The 16,580-nt window shown below is 66.7% G+C and carries 14 protein-coding genes, 4 tRNA genes and 1 pseudogene; 14 read left to right on the forward strand and 5 right to left on the reverse strand.

The genetic code is table 11. The annotated features are described in order from the left end of the window. Positions 1–43 precede the first annotated feature (43 nt). Entirely contained in the window at positions 44–940 is an 897-nt protein-coding gene (locus tag MTR62_RS10125; protein WP_244020187.1) for a tyrosine recombinase, read from the forward strand. 272 nt (positions 941–1,212) lie between these two features. Here MTR62_RS10125 and MTR62_RS10130 read toward each other — a convergent pair whose 3' ends face one another. Both MTR62_RS10130 and MTR62_RS10135 read right to left on the reverse strand, forming a co-directional pair. Next, positions 1,213–1,386 carry a Flp family type IVb pilin gene (locus MTR62_RS10130; RefSeq protein ID WP_244020197.1) on the reverse strand — a complete coding sequence of 58 codons (174 nt, stop codon included), beginning with the start codon at positions 1,384–1,386 and terminating at the stop codon, positions 1,213–1,215. Positions 1,387–1,512: 126 nt separating this feature from the next. After that, complete coding sequence (locus MTR62_RS10135; protein WP_244020199.1) at positions 1,513–1,683, reverse strand: Flp family type IVb pilin; 171 nt, start codon at positions 1,681–1,683, stop codon at positions 1,513–1,515. A gap of 98 nt (positions 1,684–1,781) precedes the next feature. Here MTR62_RS10135 and MTR62_RS10140 point away from each other — a divergent pair, with 98 nt between their 5' ends. The 5 genes from MTR62_RS10140 to MTR62_RS10160 all read left to right on the forward strand — a co-directional run bounded on the left by MTR62_RS10140 (position 1,782) and on the right by MTR62_RS10160 (position 2,764). Further along, complete coding sequence (locus MTR62_RS10140) at positions 1,782–2,288, forward strand: (deoxy)nucleoside triphosphate pyrophosphohydrolase (protein ID WP_327194397.1); 507 nt, start codon at positions 1,782–1,784, stop codon at positions 2,286–2,288. Between the two features lie 15 nt (positions 2,289–2,303). Further along, a tRNA-Arg gene (locus MTR62_RS10145) sits at positions 2,304–2,380 on the forward strand. Positions 2,381–2,431: 51 nt separating this feature from the next. Then, positions 2,432–2,508 (forward strand) — tRNA-Arg (locus MTR62_RS10150). Positions 2,509–2,559: 51 nt separating this feature from the next. Next, positions 2,560–2,636 (forward strand) — tRNA-Arg (locus MTR62_RS10155). Positions 2,637–2,687: 51 nt separating this feature from the next. Further along, positions 2,688–2,764 (forward strand) — tRNA-Arg (locus tag MTR62_RS10160). Positions 2,765–2,930: 166 nt separating this feature from the next. Here MTR62_RS10160 and MTR62_RS10165 read toward each other — a convergent pair. Then, positions 2,931–4,271, reverse strand: coding sequence for a chloride channel protein (locus MTR62_RS10165; protein ID WP_244020201.1), 1,341 nt, complete (start codon positions 4,269–4,271; stop codon positions 2,931–2,933). Positions 4,272–4,512: 241 nt separating this feature from the next. Continuing rightward, positions 4,513–5,115 (reverse strand): hypothetical protein, encoded by a 603-nt coding sequence (locus MTR62_RS10170; protein ID WP_244020203.1) that lies wholly within the window; start codon positions 5,113–5,115, stop codon positions 4,513–4,515. Positions 5,116–5,643: 528 nt separating this feature from the next. Here MTR62_RS10170 and MTR62_RS10175 point away from each other — a divergent pair. After that, positions 5,644–7,242 (forward strand): phospholipase D-like domain-containing protein, encoded by a 1,599-nt coding sequence (locus MTR62_RS10175; protein ID WP_407672663.1) that lies wholly within the window; start codon positions 5,644–5,646, stop codon positions 7,240–7,242. Further along, entirely contained in the window at positions 7,239–7,847 is a 609-nt protein-coding gene (gene folE / locus MTR62_RS10180; RefSeq protein ID WP_244020205.1) for a GTP cyclohydrolase I FolE, read from the forward strand. The genes MTR62_RS10175 and folE overlap by 4 nt, the downstream gene beginning before the upstream one ends. A gap of 360 nt (positions 7,848–8,207) precedes the next feature. Here the strand turns inward: folE and MTR62_RS10185 are convergent, their stop codons facing one another. Beyond that, the gene (locus MTR62_RS10185) at positions 8,208–8,687 is read right to left on the reverse strand and encodes a peroxiredoxin (protein ID WP_244020208.1); all 480 of its coding nucleotides are present in this window, start codon (positions 8,685–8,687) and stop codon (positions 8,208–8,210) included. A 301-nt stretch (positions 8,688–8,988) separates the two neighbouring features. Between MTR62_RS10185 and ahcY the strand changes: the two genes are divergently transcribed. The 6 genes and pseudogenes from ahcY to MTR62_RS10215 form a co-directional block, all read left to right on the forward strand. Then, entirely contained in the window at positions 8,989–10,395 is a 1,407-nt protein-coding gene (gene ahcY / locus MTR62_RS10190) for an adenosylhomocysteinase (RefSeq protein WP_244020209.1), read from the forward strand. Between the two features lie 196 nt (positions 10,396–10,591). Beyond that, positions 10,592–12,952, forward strand: coding sequence for a sensor histidine kinase (locus tag MTR62_RS10195; protein WP_244020219.1), 2,361 nt, complete (start codon positions 10,592–10,594; stop codon positions 12,950–12,952). Between the two features lie 26 nt (positions 12,953–12,978). After that, positions 12,979–13,437: a tRNA (adenosine(37)-N6)-threonylcarbamoyltransferase complex ATPase subunit type 1 TsaE gene (gene tsaE / locus MTR62_RS10200; protein ID WP_244020257.1), complete on the forward strand. Its 459-nt coding sequence runs from the start codon at positions 12,979–12,981 to the stop codon at positions 13,435–13,437. Beyond that, positions 13,434–14,432 (forward strand): aminoglycoside phosphotransferase family protein, encoded by a 999-nt coding sequence (locus MTR62_RS10205; RefSeq protein WP_244020231.1) that lies wholly within the window; start codon positions 13,434–13,436, stop codon positions 14,430–14,432. Before tsaE ends, MTR62_RS10205 begins: the two co-directional genes overlap by 4 nt. Then, a complete protein-coding gene (locus MTR62_RS10210; RefSeq protein WP_244020242.1) occupies positions 14,429–15,154 on the forward strand; it encodes a nucleotidyltransferase family protein in 726 nt (241 codons plus the stop codon). The genes MTR62_RS10205 and MTR62_RS10210 overlap by 4 nt, the downstream gene beginning before the upstream one ends. Then, positions 15,147–16,580, forward strand: a pseudogene (locus MTR62_RS10215) (double-strand break repair protein AddB); the annotation flags it as partial. The gene MTR62_RS10210 and the pseudogene MTR62_RS10215, both read left to right, overlap by 8 nt.

A 16,580-nucleotide genomic window follows, 5' to 3' on the forward strand; every position in this document is an offset into this window, starting at 1 on the left:
CAGCCAGGGCCTGCGCCCCGGCGCTTGCGATCGCGCCCTGCGCATGACCGCGCAGGGCGAGGACCCGGTCGAGGCCTTTCTGGCCATGATGGCCGCCGAACGCGGCAGCGCGGCCAATACCCTGGCCGCCTACCGGCGCGATCTGGAAAGCGCGCGCGAGGCGCTGGGACCGCTGGCCGAGGCGCAAGGGCCAGCGTTGGCCTCACTGGGCGAACGCTGGTCGAGCCTGTCGCCCGCTTCGCTGGCGCGCAAGTGTTCGGCGCTGCGCCAGTTCTACGGTTTTCTGGTCGAAGAGGGGCTGCGCGCGGACGATCCTTCGCCCGCGCTGCCCCGGCCGCGCACGCGCCGGCCCTTGCCGCGCCTGCTCTCGCGCGGGGATGTTGCGCGCTTTCTCGAACGGGCAGAGGAAGAGGCGCGGGGGGACAGCGCTCCGGCGGTGCGCCTGCTGGCGCTGCTCGAACTGCTTTACGGTTCGGGCCTTCGCGCGACCGAACTGGTGTCGCTGCCGGTCGCCGCCGTGCCGCGCGATGCGCCGTTCCTCCATGTCACCGGCAAGGGCGGGCAGCAGCGGATGGTTCCGGTCAGCACGCGCGCGCGCCATGTCCTGTCGCGCTGGCTGGCGCTGCGCGGCGCGGGGGGCGCTTCGAAGTTCCTGTTTCCCTCGAGCGGGGCGAGCGGGCACCTGACGCGCGTGCGTCTGTTCCAGCTGCTGCGCGAACTGGCGCTGCGAGCCGGACTCGATCCCGAACGGGTGTCGCCCCATGTCCTGCGCCACGCCTTTGCGACTCACCTGCTCGAAGGGGGGGCGGACCTGCGCGTCTTGCAGACGCTGCTTGGCCATGCCGATATCGCGACGACCGAGATCTATACCCATGTCGACAGCGCGCGGCTGGTCGAACTGGTCAACGCGCGCCATCCGCTGGCGCGCGGGGGTGATTGACGGGGAAGGGCGGGGCGACAGGTCCGGGTGCGCGGGTGTCGCCAGGGGCCGGACAAGGCCACGAATTGCGTCTTCGGCTGTAAGAATTCTCGACAGTTCTTCGCTGTGCGCGGTTATCTTCGCCGCGCTGTCCGCGCTGCCTTGAGAATCTGGTCAGTGCTTTGAAATTGCTGAAAATATGTCCGAATTTTGGACTTTTACGCAAAAGGGGCGGCAGGTTGCCCTGCCGCCCCTCGAAACTGGTCGACTGACGCTGTCAGCCGCGAAGGCTATTAGCCGTTCGCGTTCTCGAGCGTGGTCGAGGTCTTCTCGAAGGTCGAGGTCAGCTGCGTGCCGAGGCCCTGCATGGCGGCGATGGCGGCAACGGCGATGAGGGCGGCGATGAGGCCGTATTCGATCGCGGTGGCGCCAGCTTCGTTGCGGCGCAGCTTGTTGAGGAACTTCATGGAATGTCTCCTGATGAAAAGCAGTCTGTGTGTACCCGGTCCGTCCCGCGTCAGCCTCGCTTCGGCGTTTCGGACAACCTGTTTTCTAGGTTGCAAGAGTTGAAAAAGGCTTAAGTCGTCTGGGCCTCAGTTGCCCGAAATCGCGTTCGAGGTTTTGGAATCGACGTTGTCCCACATGGCGATCGTCTTGTCGGCCACGCCCTGGATGGCGATCACGATCACCAGCACGACCATTGCGAGGATGACGCCGTACTCGACCGCCGAGCTCGCGCGCGTGTCGCGGCAAAGCGATTGCATTGTCTTGATGGGATCCGCCATTGTCGCCTCGCCAAATTGCGCAATGGCGGTGAAAATTCCGCATCGGTCTTAAGGAGTGATTAAATGGGTGGGCGCACGTGGCAAAAAACCTGACACCTTTGCTGGTCGTGGCGGTGGCGCTGGTGGCGCCGGACGGGCGGATTCTCCTGCAGAAACGGCCCGCGCACACTATGCATGGCGGCCTATGGGAATTTCCCGGTGGCAAGGTCGATCCCGGCGAAAGCGCCGAGCAGGCGGCCGTGCGCGAGATGGAAGAGGAGCTGGGGGTTGTCCTTAAGCCTGAGGATCTCGTGCCGGTGGGGTTCGCCAGCGGCGCTCTGGGCGCGGATACTGAGGAGGGGTCTTCACAGGAGCGCTCGCCCATGCGCGGGATCGTGATCCTGCTCTATCTCTGCCGCAGCTGGCAGGGCGTGCCCGCGCCGCGCGAAGGGGGCGAGGCGGGGTGGTTCGAATCGCAGGCGATCGCCGATCTGGCCATGCCCCCGCTGGACTACCCGTTGGCGAGCGCGCTGAAAGTACGGCTTTCTGCCGATTTTGAAAAAAGTCACGAATTAGGCGTTGACCGGGTGCGATTCCCTTTCTAAAGGCGCCTCTCCAACGCGCCCGTAGCTCAGCTGGATAGAGCATCAGACTACGAATCTGAGGGTCGGACGTTCGAATCGTTCCGGGCGCACCACTTTTCTCCGAGTGGTCATTTGGTTGGAAATACGGAGAAAAATGTGCATGCGCGCCCGTAGCTCAGCTGGATAGAGCATCAGACTACGAATCTGAGGGTCGGACGTTCGAATCGTTCCGGGCGCACCACTTTTCTCCGAGTGGTCATTTGGTTGGAAATACGGAGAAAAATGTGCATGCGCGCCCGTAGCTCAGCTGGATAGAGCATCAGACTACGAATCTGAGGGTCGGACGTTCGAATCGTTCCGGGCGCACCACTTTTCTCCGAGTGGTCATTTGGTTGGAAATACGGAGAAAAATGTGCATGCGCGCCCGTAGCTCAGCTGGATAGAGCATCAGACTACGAATCTGAGGGTCGGACGTTCGAATCGTTCCGGGCGCGCCATTCACACACCAGACGCGAAAAGGGCCGTCTTCCGATCGGAAGAGCGGCCCTTTTCGCGTCTGGCCATCCCGTTTTCAGGCGTGCCTGGCGCGATTGCTCTTGGGGCATCGCTCTTGGGGGGAGGTGCAGGCGTGGCCGTGAAAGAGCCCCGCCTGCGCGCGCAAGGTCAGGCCCCGGCGACCGCCACCGATTTTTCGGTCGGGGGTTCGTGCGGGTGGCGCAGGAAGCCTTGCGAGAGGCCGTGGTAGAGCTTGGTCTTGCACACCAGCTTGGCCGAGGCATCGGCGATGATCGCGGTCAGGAACAGCGGCAGGATCATGCCGCGATTCGCCGTCGTCTCCATCAGGATGATGACCGCGGTGAGCGGCGCGCGCACGACGCCGACGAAATAGCCGGTCATGCCCAGCAGGATCACCGCCGGGGTGGGATCGTCGGGGAAGGCGAAGCTGAGCAGCTCTCCAAAGCCCGCGCCCACCGAGAGCGAAGGCGCGAAGATGCCCCCCGGAGCGCCCGAGACAGCGGTCGCTGCTGTGGCCAGGAACTTGGCGAGACCGAACCAGGCCGAAGGCATGTGCTCGCCCTCGACCATCATCTTGGTGGTCTCGTAGCCCGTTCCCCAGGTCGATCCGCCGGTCAGCACGCCGACCACCGCGACCACCAGGCCGCAGCAGAACGCGGCGATGACCGGGCGGCTGCGGATGGTCTGGAACAGCGGGTGCTGGCTGCGCGCGAAGGAGAGCATGATGCGTGCGAACAGGCCGCCTGCAATGCCGCCCAGGATGCCCGCGACCGGCGTGATGATCAGCACCGAGGAGACCTTGAGCGTGTCGCGCATGACGCCGAAATAGACATAGTCACCCGCGAGCCCGAGGCTGACGAGACCCGAGATGACCACCGCGCCCATGACCAGCACCGCGACGCGCTGTTCAAAGGCTGAAGCCAGTTCCTCGATCGCGAAGGCGACCCCTGCGAGCGGCGTGTTGAACGCCGCCGCGACGCCCGCGGCGCCACCGGCGATGAGCACGCCCGCGGTTATCGGCACGCGCAGCACCTTGTGGCAGGCGACCATGATCGCGGCCGAAATCTGCACGGTGGGGCCTTCGCGACCGACCGATCCGCCCACCAGCAGCATGCCGATGGTCAGCACCAGCTTCATGAACGCGGTGGGCAGCGAGAGCAGGCGCGAATAGGCAAGGTCGAGGTCCTCGCTCGCGGCCATGACCTGCGGGATGCCCGAGCCGCTCGCCGCGGGCCAGAAGCGGCGCGTCGCCCACACGACTGCGGCGAAGACGAAGGGGGTGAGGATCAGCGTGAAGTAGAAGTAGTGCGCCTGGAAATGGGTGAAGGCTTGCTGCGCCTTGTCGCCGGCCCAGGCGAAGACCATCGCGATCAGGCCGAGCAGGATGGCGCCTATTGCCGAGGCGACGCGCCGGCGGGCGAGGATCAGCGAGGAGTCGAAACTGTGGGGGGTGTGAAGGAATTGTCTCAGTCGCGAGGGCAGCGTCAACGGAAAGTCCAATCGGGTTACGAAGCACGAGCGGTGGGTGATGGAGGGCGCCCATCGCAAGTTCCTGCCCGGACGTCGCGGCGCTCTAATGCTCCCAATGCGCGATGAATCGCAAGGATTTTCCCCGATTTTTGCCTTTCGGGGCCAGGGGCTGTTTCTGGCTGGCAGCAAAAAGGGTCGGAAATGCCAAGCATTTCCGACCCTTTACGTAGACAAATGGCGCGTGAGCCGTCGTCCGGTATCAGTTCGTGGCGGCGGGCGCCTCGGGAGCCGGCGGCGTGGCGCCGTCGGCCGGAGTCGCGCCCGGAGCGGGCGGGGTGACACCCACGGCCTTGTAGAAGGCGTCGGCGGTCATGCCGATGGCCAGCGTGCCGTCGGGCATGAGGCCGATGTTGGCCTTCTTGAACATGGCCGAGGCACCGTTGCCGTCGGTCAGCATCATCGTCACGTCGTCACCTTCGACCTTGCCGATCGTGCCCAGGACCTTGCCGTCGTTGCTCTTGATCGCGGCGCCGTCGACCAGCGCGGCGTCCTTGGCTTCGCCCTGCTGGGCCTTGGCGCCGTTGACCGCCGCTTCGAGTTCGGCCTTGGTCATGCCGATCGTCGGGCCCTTGTCGCGCATGGCGAAGGCCGAAGTCGGCAGACCGGCGCGCGCGAGCCCGGTGTTCACGGTCACCACGCCACCTGCCACCGCTTCCACGGTACCCACTTCCGCGCCGGCCGGGTCGTAGACCTTGGCCCCCACCGTCGGGGCGGCCGCGGCTGCCGGGGCTGCCTGTGCCATCACGGCAACGGGAGACAGGCCCGCAGCGACGATCGCGGCGGCGATGAGCGTTTTCTTCATGGTGTACTCCTTGTTTTCCTCAAAGTCCGGCTGGGCGGGACTTCGAACGGGGGTGCCCCTGTGCACGCGAGGCGCGCACGCGGAAGGGCGTTCAACTCGGTCCGGGGCATAGGTCCGGACAGCGGGTTATGAACCCAGGCGGGTCCACGTTTGGCCTTCCCTGCGCCGTGCCTTGCTGCAACGCAGGGGAAATCCATGGATGGTGCGCGTGTTACACGCCTGTAACGGAATGACCGCTGAACGGCTCCAGATCAACCGGTAAAGTGACACCTTTTCACGTTGAATGGCGTGATTTGCGCCATTCACGCAGCGTGGAGCAGGACGCCTCGGGGCTTCGTCCAGGCTGGCCAGCGCGGCTTGTCAGGGCCATCGGGACGTGGTTCATGCTGCACCGCACGCGCCGATGCGCGCACGCGCCGCAAGCTGTGACGGGGCCCGCGGGATGCACGGGGCGCGGTGTTTTCACGGAACATCCAGCGCCCTTGAGCGCTAATGCCCTCGGGTGCAGGCGAAGGTCAGGATCGGGACATGAGCAATCGGGATACGCAGGAACGCGAGGCTTGCGAACCGGTAAAGGGCGATGCCGCAGGGCAGGGGGCGGTAGGCGAGGCCGCCGGGCCGGGCGTCTGGCGCTACGCCATGGCGCGGCGCGCGCATGTGGTGGTCGACGCCGATGCCTATTTCAAATTGATTCGCGAGGCGATGGAGGACGCGCGCCAGCGCATCTTCCTGATCGGCTGGGACTTTGATTCGCGCATCCTGCTTTCGGACGGGCGGCGCTGGTGGCAGCGCGGGCGCAAGCGGCGGTTCCCGGCGCGGCTGGGCTCGTTCATCGCCTGGCTGGTCGATCATCATGCCCCGCTCGAGGTGCTGCTGCTCAAGTGGAACTTCTCGCTGTTCAAGTCGCTGTTTCGCGGCACCATGCTGGTCGATCTGGTGCGCTGGGCCTGGCGCGATCGGATCGACTTCAAGTTCGATGCGGCCCATCCCATCGGCTGCAGCCATCACCAGAAGATCGTGGTGATCGACGATGTCTTCGCGGTGTGCGGCGGGATCGACATGACCAGCGACCGCTGGGATACTCCGGCGCATCTGCCCCGCGATACGCGGCGCCGCAAGCCGACCGGCGGGCTCTACGGGCCCTGGCACGATATCACGATGATGCTCGAGGGCGAGGCTGCGGCCGCTCTCGGTGATCTGGGGCGTGAGCGCTGGGAGGTCGCGGGAGGGCGAGCGATCGCCCCCTGCGCACCGCAGGAGACCAGCCCATGGCCCGAACGGCTCAAGGCCGAGTTTGCCGATGTCGAACTGGGTATCGCGCGGACCCGCGCGGCCTATGGCGATTGCCCGCAGGTGAGCGAGATCGAGGCGCTGTTCGTCGAGCAGATCGCCCGCGCCAAACGCTTCATCTACGCCGAGACGCAATATTTCGCCTCACGCGTGATTGCCGAGGCGATCTGCGAGCGCCTGCTCGAGGACGATCCGCCCGAGATCGTCATCATCAACCCGCTGAGCGCCGACGGCTGGCTTGAACAGATCGCGATGGACACCGCGCGGGTCAACCTGCTCGAAGTGGTCGAGGCGGCCGATCACGCCGGGCGCTTTCACATCTACCACCCGCTCGCCGCCGACGACACGCCGATCTACGTCCACGCCAAGCTGACCATCGTCGACGATGCGATCGTGCGCATCGGTTCGGCCAACATGAATAACCGCTCGATGGGGCTCGACAGCGAATGCGACGTGTTCATCGATACCGCGCGGCCCGTCAACGCCGGGCGGCCCGAGCTGACACAAACGATCGAAAACCTGCGCATCCGGCTGCTCGGCGAGCATTGCGGCCTGTCCGAGGACGACGTGCGCGAACGGCTCGGGCGGCACGGATCGATGGCCGCGATGATCGAAGCGCGGCTGACCGAAAAGGGGCATCACGGCAAACGACTTGAACGCTTGCCCTTGAAACATCTGAGCGATGCTGAAAGAGCAATCGGCGCGAGCGCCGTACTCGATCCCGAACGTCCAGGAGAGATGTTCGAACCGATCGAGCGGCGCGGTTTGTTTCGGCGCAAAGGGGCCCTCGTGCGGGTCCGGCTGATGGAAAGATGGAAAAGGAGAATGCGGGTATGAGCTGTCTGGACGAACCGGACCCCGAGAACCCGCTCGGCAAGCCCGACGTGCCCGAGAACGTGCAGGAGGCGATCCGCACGCTGATCGCCTGGGCGGGCGATGACCCGACGCGCGAAGGGTTGATCGACACGCCCAAGCGCGTCGCGCGGGCGTGGCTGGAGTATTGCCAGGGTTACCAGGAGGATCCTGCGATCCACCTGCACCGCGTGTTCGAGGAAGTGGGCGGCTACAACGAAGTGGTGTTGCTCAAGGACATTCCCTTCCAGTCGCACTGCGAACACCACATGGCGCCGATCCAGGGCAAGGCGGCGATCGCCTATCTGCCGCGCGATCACGTGGTGGGCATTTCCAAGCTGGCGCGCGTGCTGCACGGCTTTGCCCGGCGTCTGCAGATTCAGGAACGCCTGACCGCCGAAGTCGCGCAGTGCATCTGGGATCACCTCAAGCCCCACGGCGTGGCGGTGGTGATCGAGGCGCAGCACGGCTGCATGACCGGGCGCGGCGTGCGCACGCCGGGGGTAGGGATGATCACCAGCCGGATGATGGGCACCTTCCTCGATGACGAGCGCAGCCGCAAGGAAGTGCTCAGCCTGATGGGCTACTAAGAGACCGTTTGAAAAATGCCTTTTCAGGCATTTTGATTACGGCACCAGCCCACTCCCCCACCCGACCACCCGCAGGATACTGGCAATGGGTGGTCGGGTGGGGGAGTGGGCTGGTGCCGCAAAATTCGCATTTCGCGAATTTTCAAACGGGCTCTAAGGGCCTTCACGAAGGGTAAAAGAAAAAAAGGCGGCGCTGCATGGGCAGCGCCGCCTTTTTCGTGTCCGGCCGCCCGCAATGGCGGGAGTTCGCCGGTGTCTTCNGCCTTCACGAAGGGTAAAAGAAAAAAAGGCGGCGCTGCATGGGCAGCGCCGCCTTTTTCGTGTCCGGCCGCCCGCAATGGCGGGAGTTCGCCGGTGTCTTCAGAGCTTGCCGAGCATGTATTCGGCCGAGCTGACCTCGAAGGTGCCGGGCGCCTCGACGTTGAGCTGCTCGACCACGCCGTTGTCGACGATCATCGAGAAACGCTGGCCGCGCGTGCCCATGCCGAAGCCCGAACCGTCCATGGTGAGGTCCATCGCCTTGACGAAGTCGGCGTTGCCGTCGGCGAGCATGGTGACCTCGGCCGAGCCCGAAGCCTTGCCCCACGAACCCATCACGAAGGCGTCGTTCACCGCGGTGCACACGATCTCGTCGATGCCCTTGGCCTTGAGTTCGTCGGCCTTTTCCACGAAGCCGGGCAGGTGCTTGGCAGAACAGGTCGGGGTGAAGGCGCCGGGCACCGAGAACAGGGCGACTTTCTTGCCCGCGAAGTAGTCGGCGGTCTGGATCGGCTCGGGGCCGGCCTCGCCCGCCTTCATCAGCTTGACGTCCGGGAGAGTGTCACCAACGGCGATGGTCATGCGTGCATCCTTTGTGAATGTGCGAATTGGTTGCAGTGCCCGCGAATATAGGGGCGCCTTGGGCAAGGGCAATGTGCGAGCGGCGGTCGCGTGCCCCGGCGGGCGCAGCCACGGCGCAAAACCGCTGCGCAAAGCTGCGTGGCTGGATATAAAGATTTCTTTATATTTGCGTCTGGCATGGGGAAGGGCTAGGGAGCGGGCAGTCCGGCCGTCGTGTCGCGGGCTGCCCGTTTGGCGCAGCCTTCGCTGCGCGGCGTGCCCCGTTTAATCGAATTTCCGGTCGAATTTCAGGAGTTGACCCGTGTCCTCAGCCGATACCGCCGTTCACGACTACGCCATCGCCGACATTTCGCTGGCCGATTATGGCCGCGCCGAGATCGCGATTGCCGAAACCGAGATGCCGGGCCTCATGGCCCTGCGCGAGGAATTCGGCGCCGCGCAGCCGCTCAAGGGCGCGCGCATCACCGGATCGCTGCACATGACGATCCAGACCGCGGTGCTGATCGAGACGCTCGTCGCGCTGGGCGCCGACGTGCGCTGGGCGACCTGCAACATCTTCTCTACGCAGGACCACGCCGCCGCCGCGATCGCCGCGCAGGGCATCCCTGTCTACGCCATCAAGGGCGAGAGCCTGTCCGACTACTGGGACTACGTCGGCAAGATCTTCGACTGGGGCGATGAAACCGCCAACATGATCCTCGACGATGGTGGCGATGCCACCATGTTCGCGCTGTGGGGGGCGCGCGTGGAAGCGGGCGAGCCGCTGTTCGAACCCTCGAACGCCGAAGAGATCGAGTTCGTGCGCGCGCTGACCAAGTTCCTCAAGGAAAAGCCGGGCTACCTCACCCGGTCGGTTGCCGCGATCAAGGGCGTTTCGGAAGAGACCACCACCGGCGTGCACCGCCTCTATCACATCGCCAAGGAAGGCAAGCTGCCGTTCCCCGCGATCAACGTGAACGATTCGGTCACCAAGTCGAAGTTCGACAACCTCTACGGTTGCCGCGAATCGCTGGTCGACGCGATCCGCCGCGCGACCGACGTCATGCTCTCGGGCAAGGTGGCGTGCGTGGCCGGTTTCGGTGACGTGGGCAAGGGCTCGGCGCAGTCGCTGCGCAACGGCGGCGCGCGCGTCATGGTCACCGAAGTCGATCCGATCTGCGCGCTTCAGGCCGCGATGGAAGGCTTCGAGGTCGTCACCATGGAAGAAGCCGCGACCCGCTGCGACATCTTCGTGACCGCGACCGGCAACGAAGGCGTCATCACCGGCGAGCACATGAAGGCGATGAAGGACAAGGCCATCGTGTGCAACATCGGGCACTTCGACAGCGAGATCCAGATCTCCGCGCTCGACAACTACGAGTGGACCGAAGTCAAGCCGGGCACCGACCTCGTGACCAAGCCCGACGGCAACCAGCTGCTGATCCTGGCCAAGGGCCGCCTCGTCAACCTGGGCTGCGCCACCGGCCACCCCAGCTTCGTGATGTCGGCCAGCTTCACCAACCAGACGCTGGCGCAGATCGAACTGTTCACCAAGTCGGAGAACTACAAGAACGACGTCTACGTCCTGCCCAAGGTACTCGACGAAAAGGTCGCCGCGCTCCACCTCAAGAAGCTGGGCGTCAAGCTCACCGAACTGAGCAAGCGCCAGGCCGACTACATCGGCGTGCCGGTCGAAGGCCCGTTCAAGCCCGACCACTACCGCTACTGAGGGCCGCGCAGGGCAGGGCTGCGGCCCTGCCTTGCGGACCCCACCCGCGAAATCGGAAAAGGAGGGCACCGCAGCGGCGGTGTCCTCCTTTTTCGTCGCGCCGGCGCGACGCGCTTGGGGCGGGCGCGCCTTTTTGCACCCCCGCAGCGGGGGCAAGCATTGTCATTGCGCCTCGCGGATACCATAGCTCTAGGCAATGGAATCGGATCGTTTGCTCCCTTTGGTAGTGGGAATCCTGCTGGCGGCCTGGACCCTCGCGGCGGCCTGGGCGATCCTCGTCGCGCGTCGGCGCCAGAAGCGCGCCGAAACGCAGCTGCGCTCGGCGCGGCGGTTGGCGCGGATGATCGAGGAAAGCCCCGCGCTGCCGCTGCTGGTGCGCTCGGACGGGCGGATCGAAGCCTCGCCCCGGCTGGCGCAGTGGCTCGGGCTCGACGGTGTGCCGCAGTACCTCACCGAACTCGACACCGGCGAGCGGGGGCTGCCCGCGGACAAGCTGGCCGAACTCGCCGAAGCGGTGCGCCGCACGCAGAAGACCGCCTCACCCTTTCGCCTCGCGGTGACGCCGCGCAATTCCTCGCGCTCGCTCGCGTTGCGCGGCCATCTGGCCGATCCGCAGGTTTCGCCCGGCGGCGCGGCGCTGGTGTGGGTCTTCGACTTTTCCGAGAGCGAGGGCGAGTTGAGCCGGCTGCGCGAAGAGGCGGCGCGCGCGCGCGGTGACTTTACCGCGCTCGTCTCGCTGATCGAATCCGCCCCCATGCCGATGTGGTTCCGCCGCCCCGACGGCGCGCTGCAACTCGTCAATCAGGCCTATGTCACCGCGGTCGGCGCCGCGAGCGCCGAACAGGTCGTGGCGGGTGGGGTTGAACTGATCGAGACGGTCGAGGGGTTCACTCCGGCCGAAGTTGCCCGGCAGGCCTCGCAGCGCAGCGAGCCGGTCGAGCGCGTGGTCTCGACCACCATCGATGGGCAGCGCCGGGCCTTGCGGGTTTCCGATCTGCCGCTGGGCAAGGAAGGCGTGGCGGGCTACGCCGTCGACATCGAGGACATGGAAGAGCTGTCGCGCTCGTTCCGCGCCTTTCGCGACGCCCAGCGCGCGCTGCTCGACCAGCTTTCGGCTGGTGTGGCGCAGTTCGATCATCAGCGGCGCCTGTCCTTCGCCAACGGGCCGTTCCAGCGCCAGTTCAATCTCACGGCGAACGCGCTGCAGGACCCGCCCGCGTTCGAGCGGCTGCTCGATGCCGCGCGCGATGCGGGGCGGGTTCCCGAAGTGCGCGACTTCCCCGCCTGGCGCCGCGAGAAGACGGCCTGGTTCCTCTCCGGCAACACGCACGAGGAAGCCTGGACGCTGGCCGATGGCACTTACCTGCGCATCGTCGCCCAGCCGCTGCCCGACGGGGGCTTGCTGGTCATCGTCGAGGATCGCACCGAACAGCTGCGGCTTTCGGCGATGCGCGACACGCTACTGCGCACGCGCACGGCCATCGTCGACAGTCTGTTCGAATCGATCGCGGTCTTCGCGCCCGATGGCCGAATGCAGATCTGGAACCGGCGTTTCGCCAACGACTGGGGGTTGGAGAGCGATTTCCTCGACACTCATCCGCATGTCGAGGATCTGCTCAAGAAGATCGCCCCGCGCCTCAAGCGCCGCGCCGAGGCGCAGACGGTGGGCATCGTGGTGCGCGCCTCCACGCTTGACCGCACGCAGAAGGGCGGGCGCATCGCGCTGGCCGACGGACGCATCCTCGAATTTGCAGGTGTGCCGCTGCCCGATGGCAACGGGCTGCTCGCCGTGCTCGACATCACCGATTCGCAAAAGGCCGAGGATTCGCTGCGTGAAAGCAACGCCGCGCTGCTCGAGGCCGATGCGATCAAGACCCGCTTTCTGGCGAGCATGAGCTACGAGCTGCGCACGCCGCTCACCACCATCGGCGGCTTTGCCGAAATGCTCGAGGCGGGCGTGGGCGGCGAACTCAACCCCAGCGGGCAGGATTACGTGCAGGCGATCCTCTCCTCGGTCGCGCAGCTGGGCGAACATATCGAGAGCCTGCTCGACCTGTCGCAGAGCGAGGCGGGGCTGCTGCCGCTGAGGAAAGAGCGCTTCGACCTGATGCCGCTGCTGCGTACGATCGCCGAGGAACGCGCGCGGCGGCTCGATTCGATGGACCTCACGCTCGACTTGCGAGCCGATGGCCTGCTGCGCCCGCTCGAAGCGGACCGCAAGCGCCTGTCGCGCGCGATCGGCGCGCTGCTCGACAACGCCATCGGGGCCGCCCCGCGCGGCAGCCGCGTGCTGCTCCAGGCGACGCGCAAGAAGCGCAAGGAGGGTGAGGGCGACGTCATCCGCATCCTCGTGCGCGATTCTGGCGAGGGGATGGACAGCCGCACCCTCGCGCGCGCGCTCGAAGGCATGAAGATGAGCGCGGACGGCAAGAGCGTCGAGCATCGCCAGGGGCTTGGCCTGCCGCTGGCCCGCCAGCTGATTGCCGCGCACGGCGGCACGCTCCTTCTCGAATCCGAACCCGGCAAGGGCACCAGCGCCCTGGTGGAGCTGCCATGAGCGAACCCGACACCGCCCCTCTCGCCCTGACCGTGCCGCTGCCCGATCTGGCCGCGATGGAGCGCTTTGGCGCCGCGATCGCGCAGGCCCTGCGCGCGGGCGATGTCGTCGCGCTCGAAGGCGGGCTCGGCGCGGGCAAGACCACGCTGGCACGCGCGATCATCGCCGCGCTCGGGCACGAGGGCGAGGTTCCCTCGCCCAGTTTTGCGATCATCGAGGTCTACGATCCGCCGCACGCTGGGCCGGGTGTGCGCCTGCCGCTGGTCCACGCCGATTTCTACCGGCTCGAACATCCCGACGAGGTCGAGGAGATCGGGCTCGACGATTACCGCGAGGGCGCGGTGCTTATTGCCGAGTGGCCCGATCACGCCGGGGGGTTCGCGCATGAGCCCGGCTGCCTTTCGATTGCGCTCGAAATTGCGGATGCCGGGCGTATCGCCATTGCCCGGGGCGGGGCGGATTGGCTAGGGCGGATGCCACGATGACTGACGCTGCCAACCCGCTGCCCGAAGGGCTCGATTCGTTTCTCGCAACCGCCGGCTGGACCGGGGCCGAAGTGGAGCCCTTGCCCGGTGACGCCTCGTTCCGGCGCTACTTTCGCGTGCGCAAGGGCGCCGACAGGCAGGCCATGCTGATGCACGCACCGCCGCCCAACGAAGACCCCGTGCCGTTCCTGCGCGCCGCGCGCTGGCTCGATGACAACGCCATGCGCCCGCCGCGCATCCTGGCCGAGGACGCGCCCAGGGGCTGGGTCCTGCTCGAAGACTTCGGCGATGCGCGCATGCGCGACTACCTCGACGAATGGCCGGGTGACGAGATGGCGGTCTATACCGGTGCGGTCGACGCGCTGGTCCAGCTTCATCGCCTGCCCGCAGGGCCTTTCCTGAACTATGGCCTCAGCGAATACCTGCGCGAGGTAAAGCTGTTCACCGAGTGGTATTGCCCGGCGCAAAAGCTCTATGTCGACGTCGCCGGGTTCACCGCCGCCTGGGAAAAGGTGATGGGCGAGCTGCTCGGCCGCCAGCGCCCCGGTGTCAGTGTCCTGCGCGATTATCATGCCGAGAACATCATGCTGCTCGGCGCGCTCGAGAAGCAGGGCCTGCTCGATTTCCAGGACGCGCTCGTCGGCCACCGCGCCTACGATCTGGTTTCGCTGTTGCAGGACGCGCGCCGCGACGTCTCGCCCGAGGTGGAAGAGGCGATGATCGCCCACTACCTGCGCGCGACCGGCCTCGACGAGGCAACCTTCCGGGCCGATTACGCCCGGCTCGGCGCGCAGCGCAACACCAAGATCGTGGGGATTTTCGTGCGGCTGTGGCAGCGCGACGGCAAGACGCGCTACCTCGACATGATCCCGCGCGTGTGGGCCCATCTCGAACGCGATCTTGCGCATCCCGCGCTGGCGCCGGTGGCGCAGTGGTTTTCGGCCAATATTCCAGAGCCGCTGCGCGCGGCCAACGGGGGGAGTTTTACCGCATGAACCGCGCACCGCTCGCCAGTTCCACCGCGATGATCCTGGCCGCCGGCAAGGGTAAGCGCATGCGCCCGCTCACCGCGACCCAGCCCAAGCCGCTGGTGCGTGTGGCGCACAAGGCGCTGATCGACTACGCGCTCGACAAGATCGAGGGGGCCGGGCTGACCGATGCGGTGGTCAACGTTCATTACATGGCCGACGCGCTCGAAGGGCATCTCAAGGTGCGCAAGAAAGGCCCGGCCACGCGCATTTCGGACGAGCGCGAGGAACTGCTCGAAACCGGCGGCGGCATGGTCAAGGCGGCCGACATGCTGCCCGACCCGTTCTTCTGCCTAAACTCGGACAACATCTGGCTTGACGGGCCGAGCAATGTCTTTGCCGAGCTGTCTGACGGCTGGGACCCGGCGCGCATGGACGCGCTGCTGCTGGTCGTGCCGCACGCGCGCGCGCGCAATTATCGGGGCGAGGGGGACTTCCACCTCGATGCCGAGGGGCGCGTGACGCGCCGCCGTGCGGGCCGTGTCGCACCGTTCATCTTCACCGGCATTCAGCTCGTTTCCAAGCGCCTGCTGCGCGATGCCCCCGAAGGGGCGTTCTCGACCAACCTGCTGTGGTCGCGCGCGATCGAGGAAGGGCGCCTCTTCGGCATCTCGCATATGGGCGAGTGGTTCGAGGTAGGCGAACCGGGCGCGATCAAGCCGACCGAGGAGTACCTCGCGGGTGCCTGAGGGCTCTCGCGCGCCGACAGCCCCTTCGCCCAGCGTTTACGCGATCGCCGCGCACCGGGGCTTTGCGGACGCCCTGGTGGCGGGGCTGGTGCCGCGTTACGCCGATCCGGTGCTGGGACTGGCCCGGCTGACCCTGCTGCTGCCCAGCCGGCGCACCGTGCGCACGGTGACCGAGGCCTTCGTGCGCCATGCGGGCGAGACCAGCGAGGGCGACGGCGCGACGGGGCTGCTGCTGCCGCGCATGGCGGTGGTGGGCGATCTTGATCTTGACGAGACGCTGGGGCCGCTGCTCGACCCGCTTGGCGCGGCCGACATTCCGCCCGCCTGCGATCCGACCCACCGCTGGCTGCGGCTTGCCCATTACTTGCGCGAAGTCGAAGGCGCCGAGGCGGGGAAGGGCCCCGCGCTGCTGCGCCGTGCCTGGGAAATCGGGCGCACGATGGACCGCCTGCTGGTCGAGGGGATCGCCCCGATCGACCTCATGTCCGAGGATGTCATCGCCATCGTCGGCGATCTGGCCGGGCATTGGGCGAACAACACGCGCACGTTCCTCAAGGTGCAGCAATACTGGATCGCCGAAATGGCGCGGCGCGGCGAGATCGACGCGCCCGAACGGCGCAACCGTCTGTTCGAACACACCGCAAGGCGCTGGAGCGAGGCCCCGCCCGCCTATCCCATCGTTGCCGCGGGCGTCACCAGCGCCTCGCCCGCACTGGCCCGATTGCTGCGCGTGGTGAGCGAACTGGAGCATGGCGCGGTGGTCCTGCCCGATCTCGACCTGACGCTCGACACCGCGGTGTGGGACGAACTGGGCACCGCCGGCGCGCCTGAGGAAGCGGGCGATCCGCCCTTCGGGCGGCACGATGCGGTCACCCATCCGCAATACCACCTCAAGCTCCTGCTCAACCGCATGGGCATCGCGCGTGGGGAAGTGCGCCCCTGGCACCGCTCGGGGCTCGCCGCCGGACCGAGCGAGCGCAGCCGCGCGATTTCGAACCTGTTCCTGCCCCCGCGCGCTTCGGCGGCCTGGGTGCGGCTCAAGCCCGAACAGCGCCGCCTGTCCGACGTACGGCTGATGGAAAGCGCGCACCCGGGCGCCGAAGCCCAGGCGATCGCGCTGCTTATCCGCGAGGCGCTTGAGGTGCCCGAGCGGCGCGTCGCGCTGGTCACGCCCGACCGGGGCCTTGCCGGGCGCGTCGTTGCCCATCTCGAACGCTGGGGGATCGAGGCGGACGATACCGCCGGTCAGCCACTGCCGCAGAGCCCGGCAGGGCGCCTGTTCCTGCTGCTGGCCCAGGTGCTTGCCGAACAGGGCGCGCCGATCCCGCTTGTCGCGCTGCTCACCCACCCGCTGGCGGGTAGCGGCGAGGGGCGCGCGCGCTGGCTCGAGGCGGCGCGCAAGCTCGACCTCGCGCTGCGCGGGCCA

It is taken from the genome of Novosphingobium organovorum (assembly GCF_022832435.1).
GTDB lineage: Bacteria > Pseudomonadota > Alphaproteobacteria > Sphingomonadales > Sphingomonadaceae > Novosphingobium > Novosphingobium organovorum.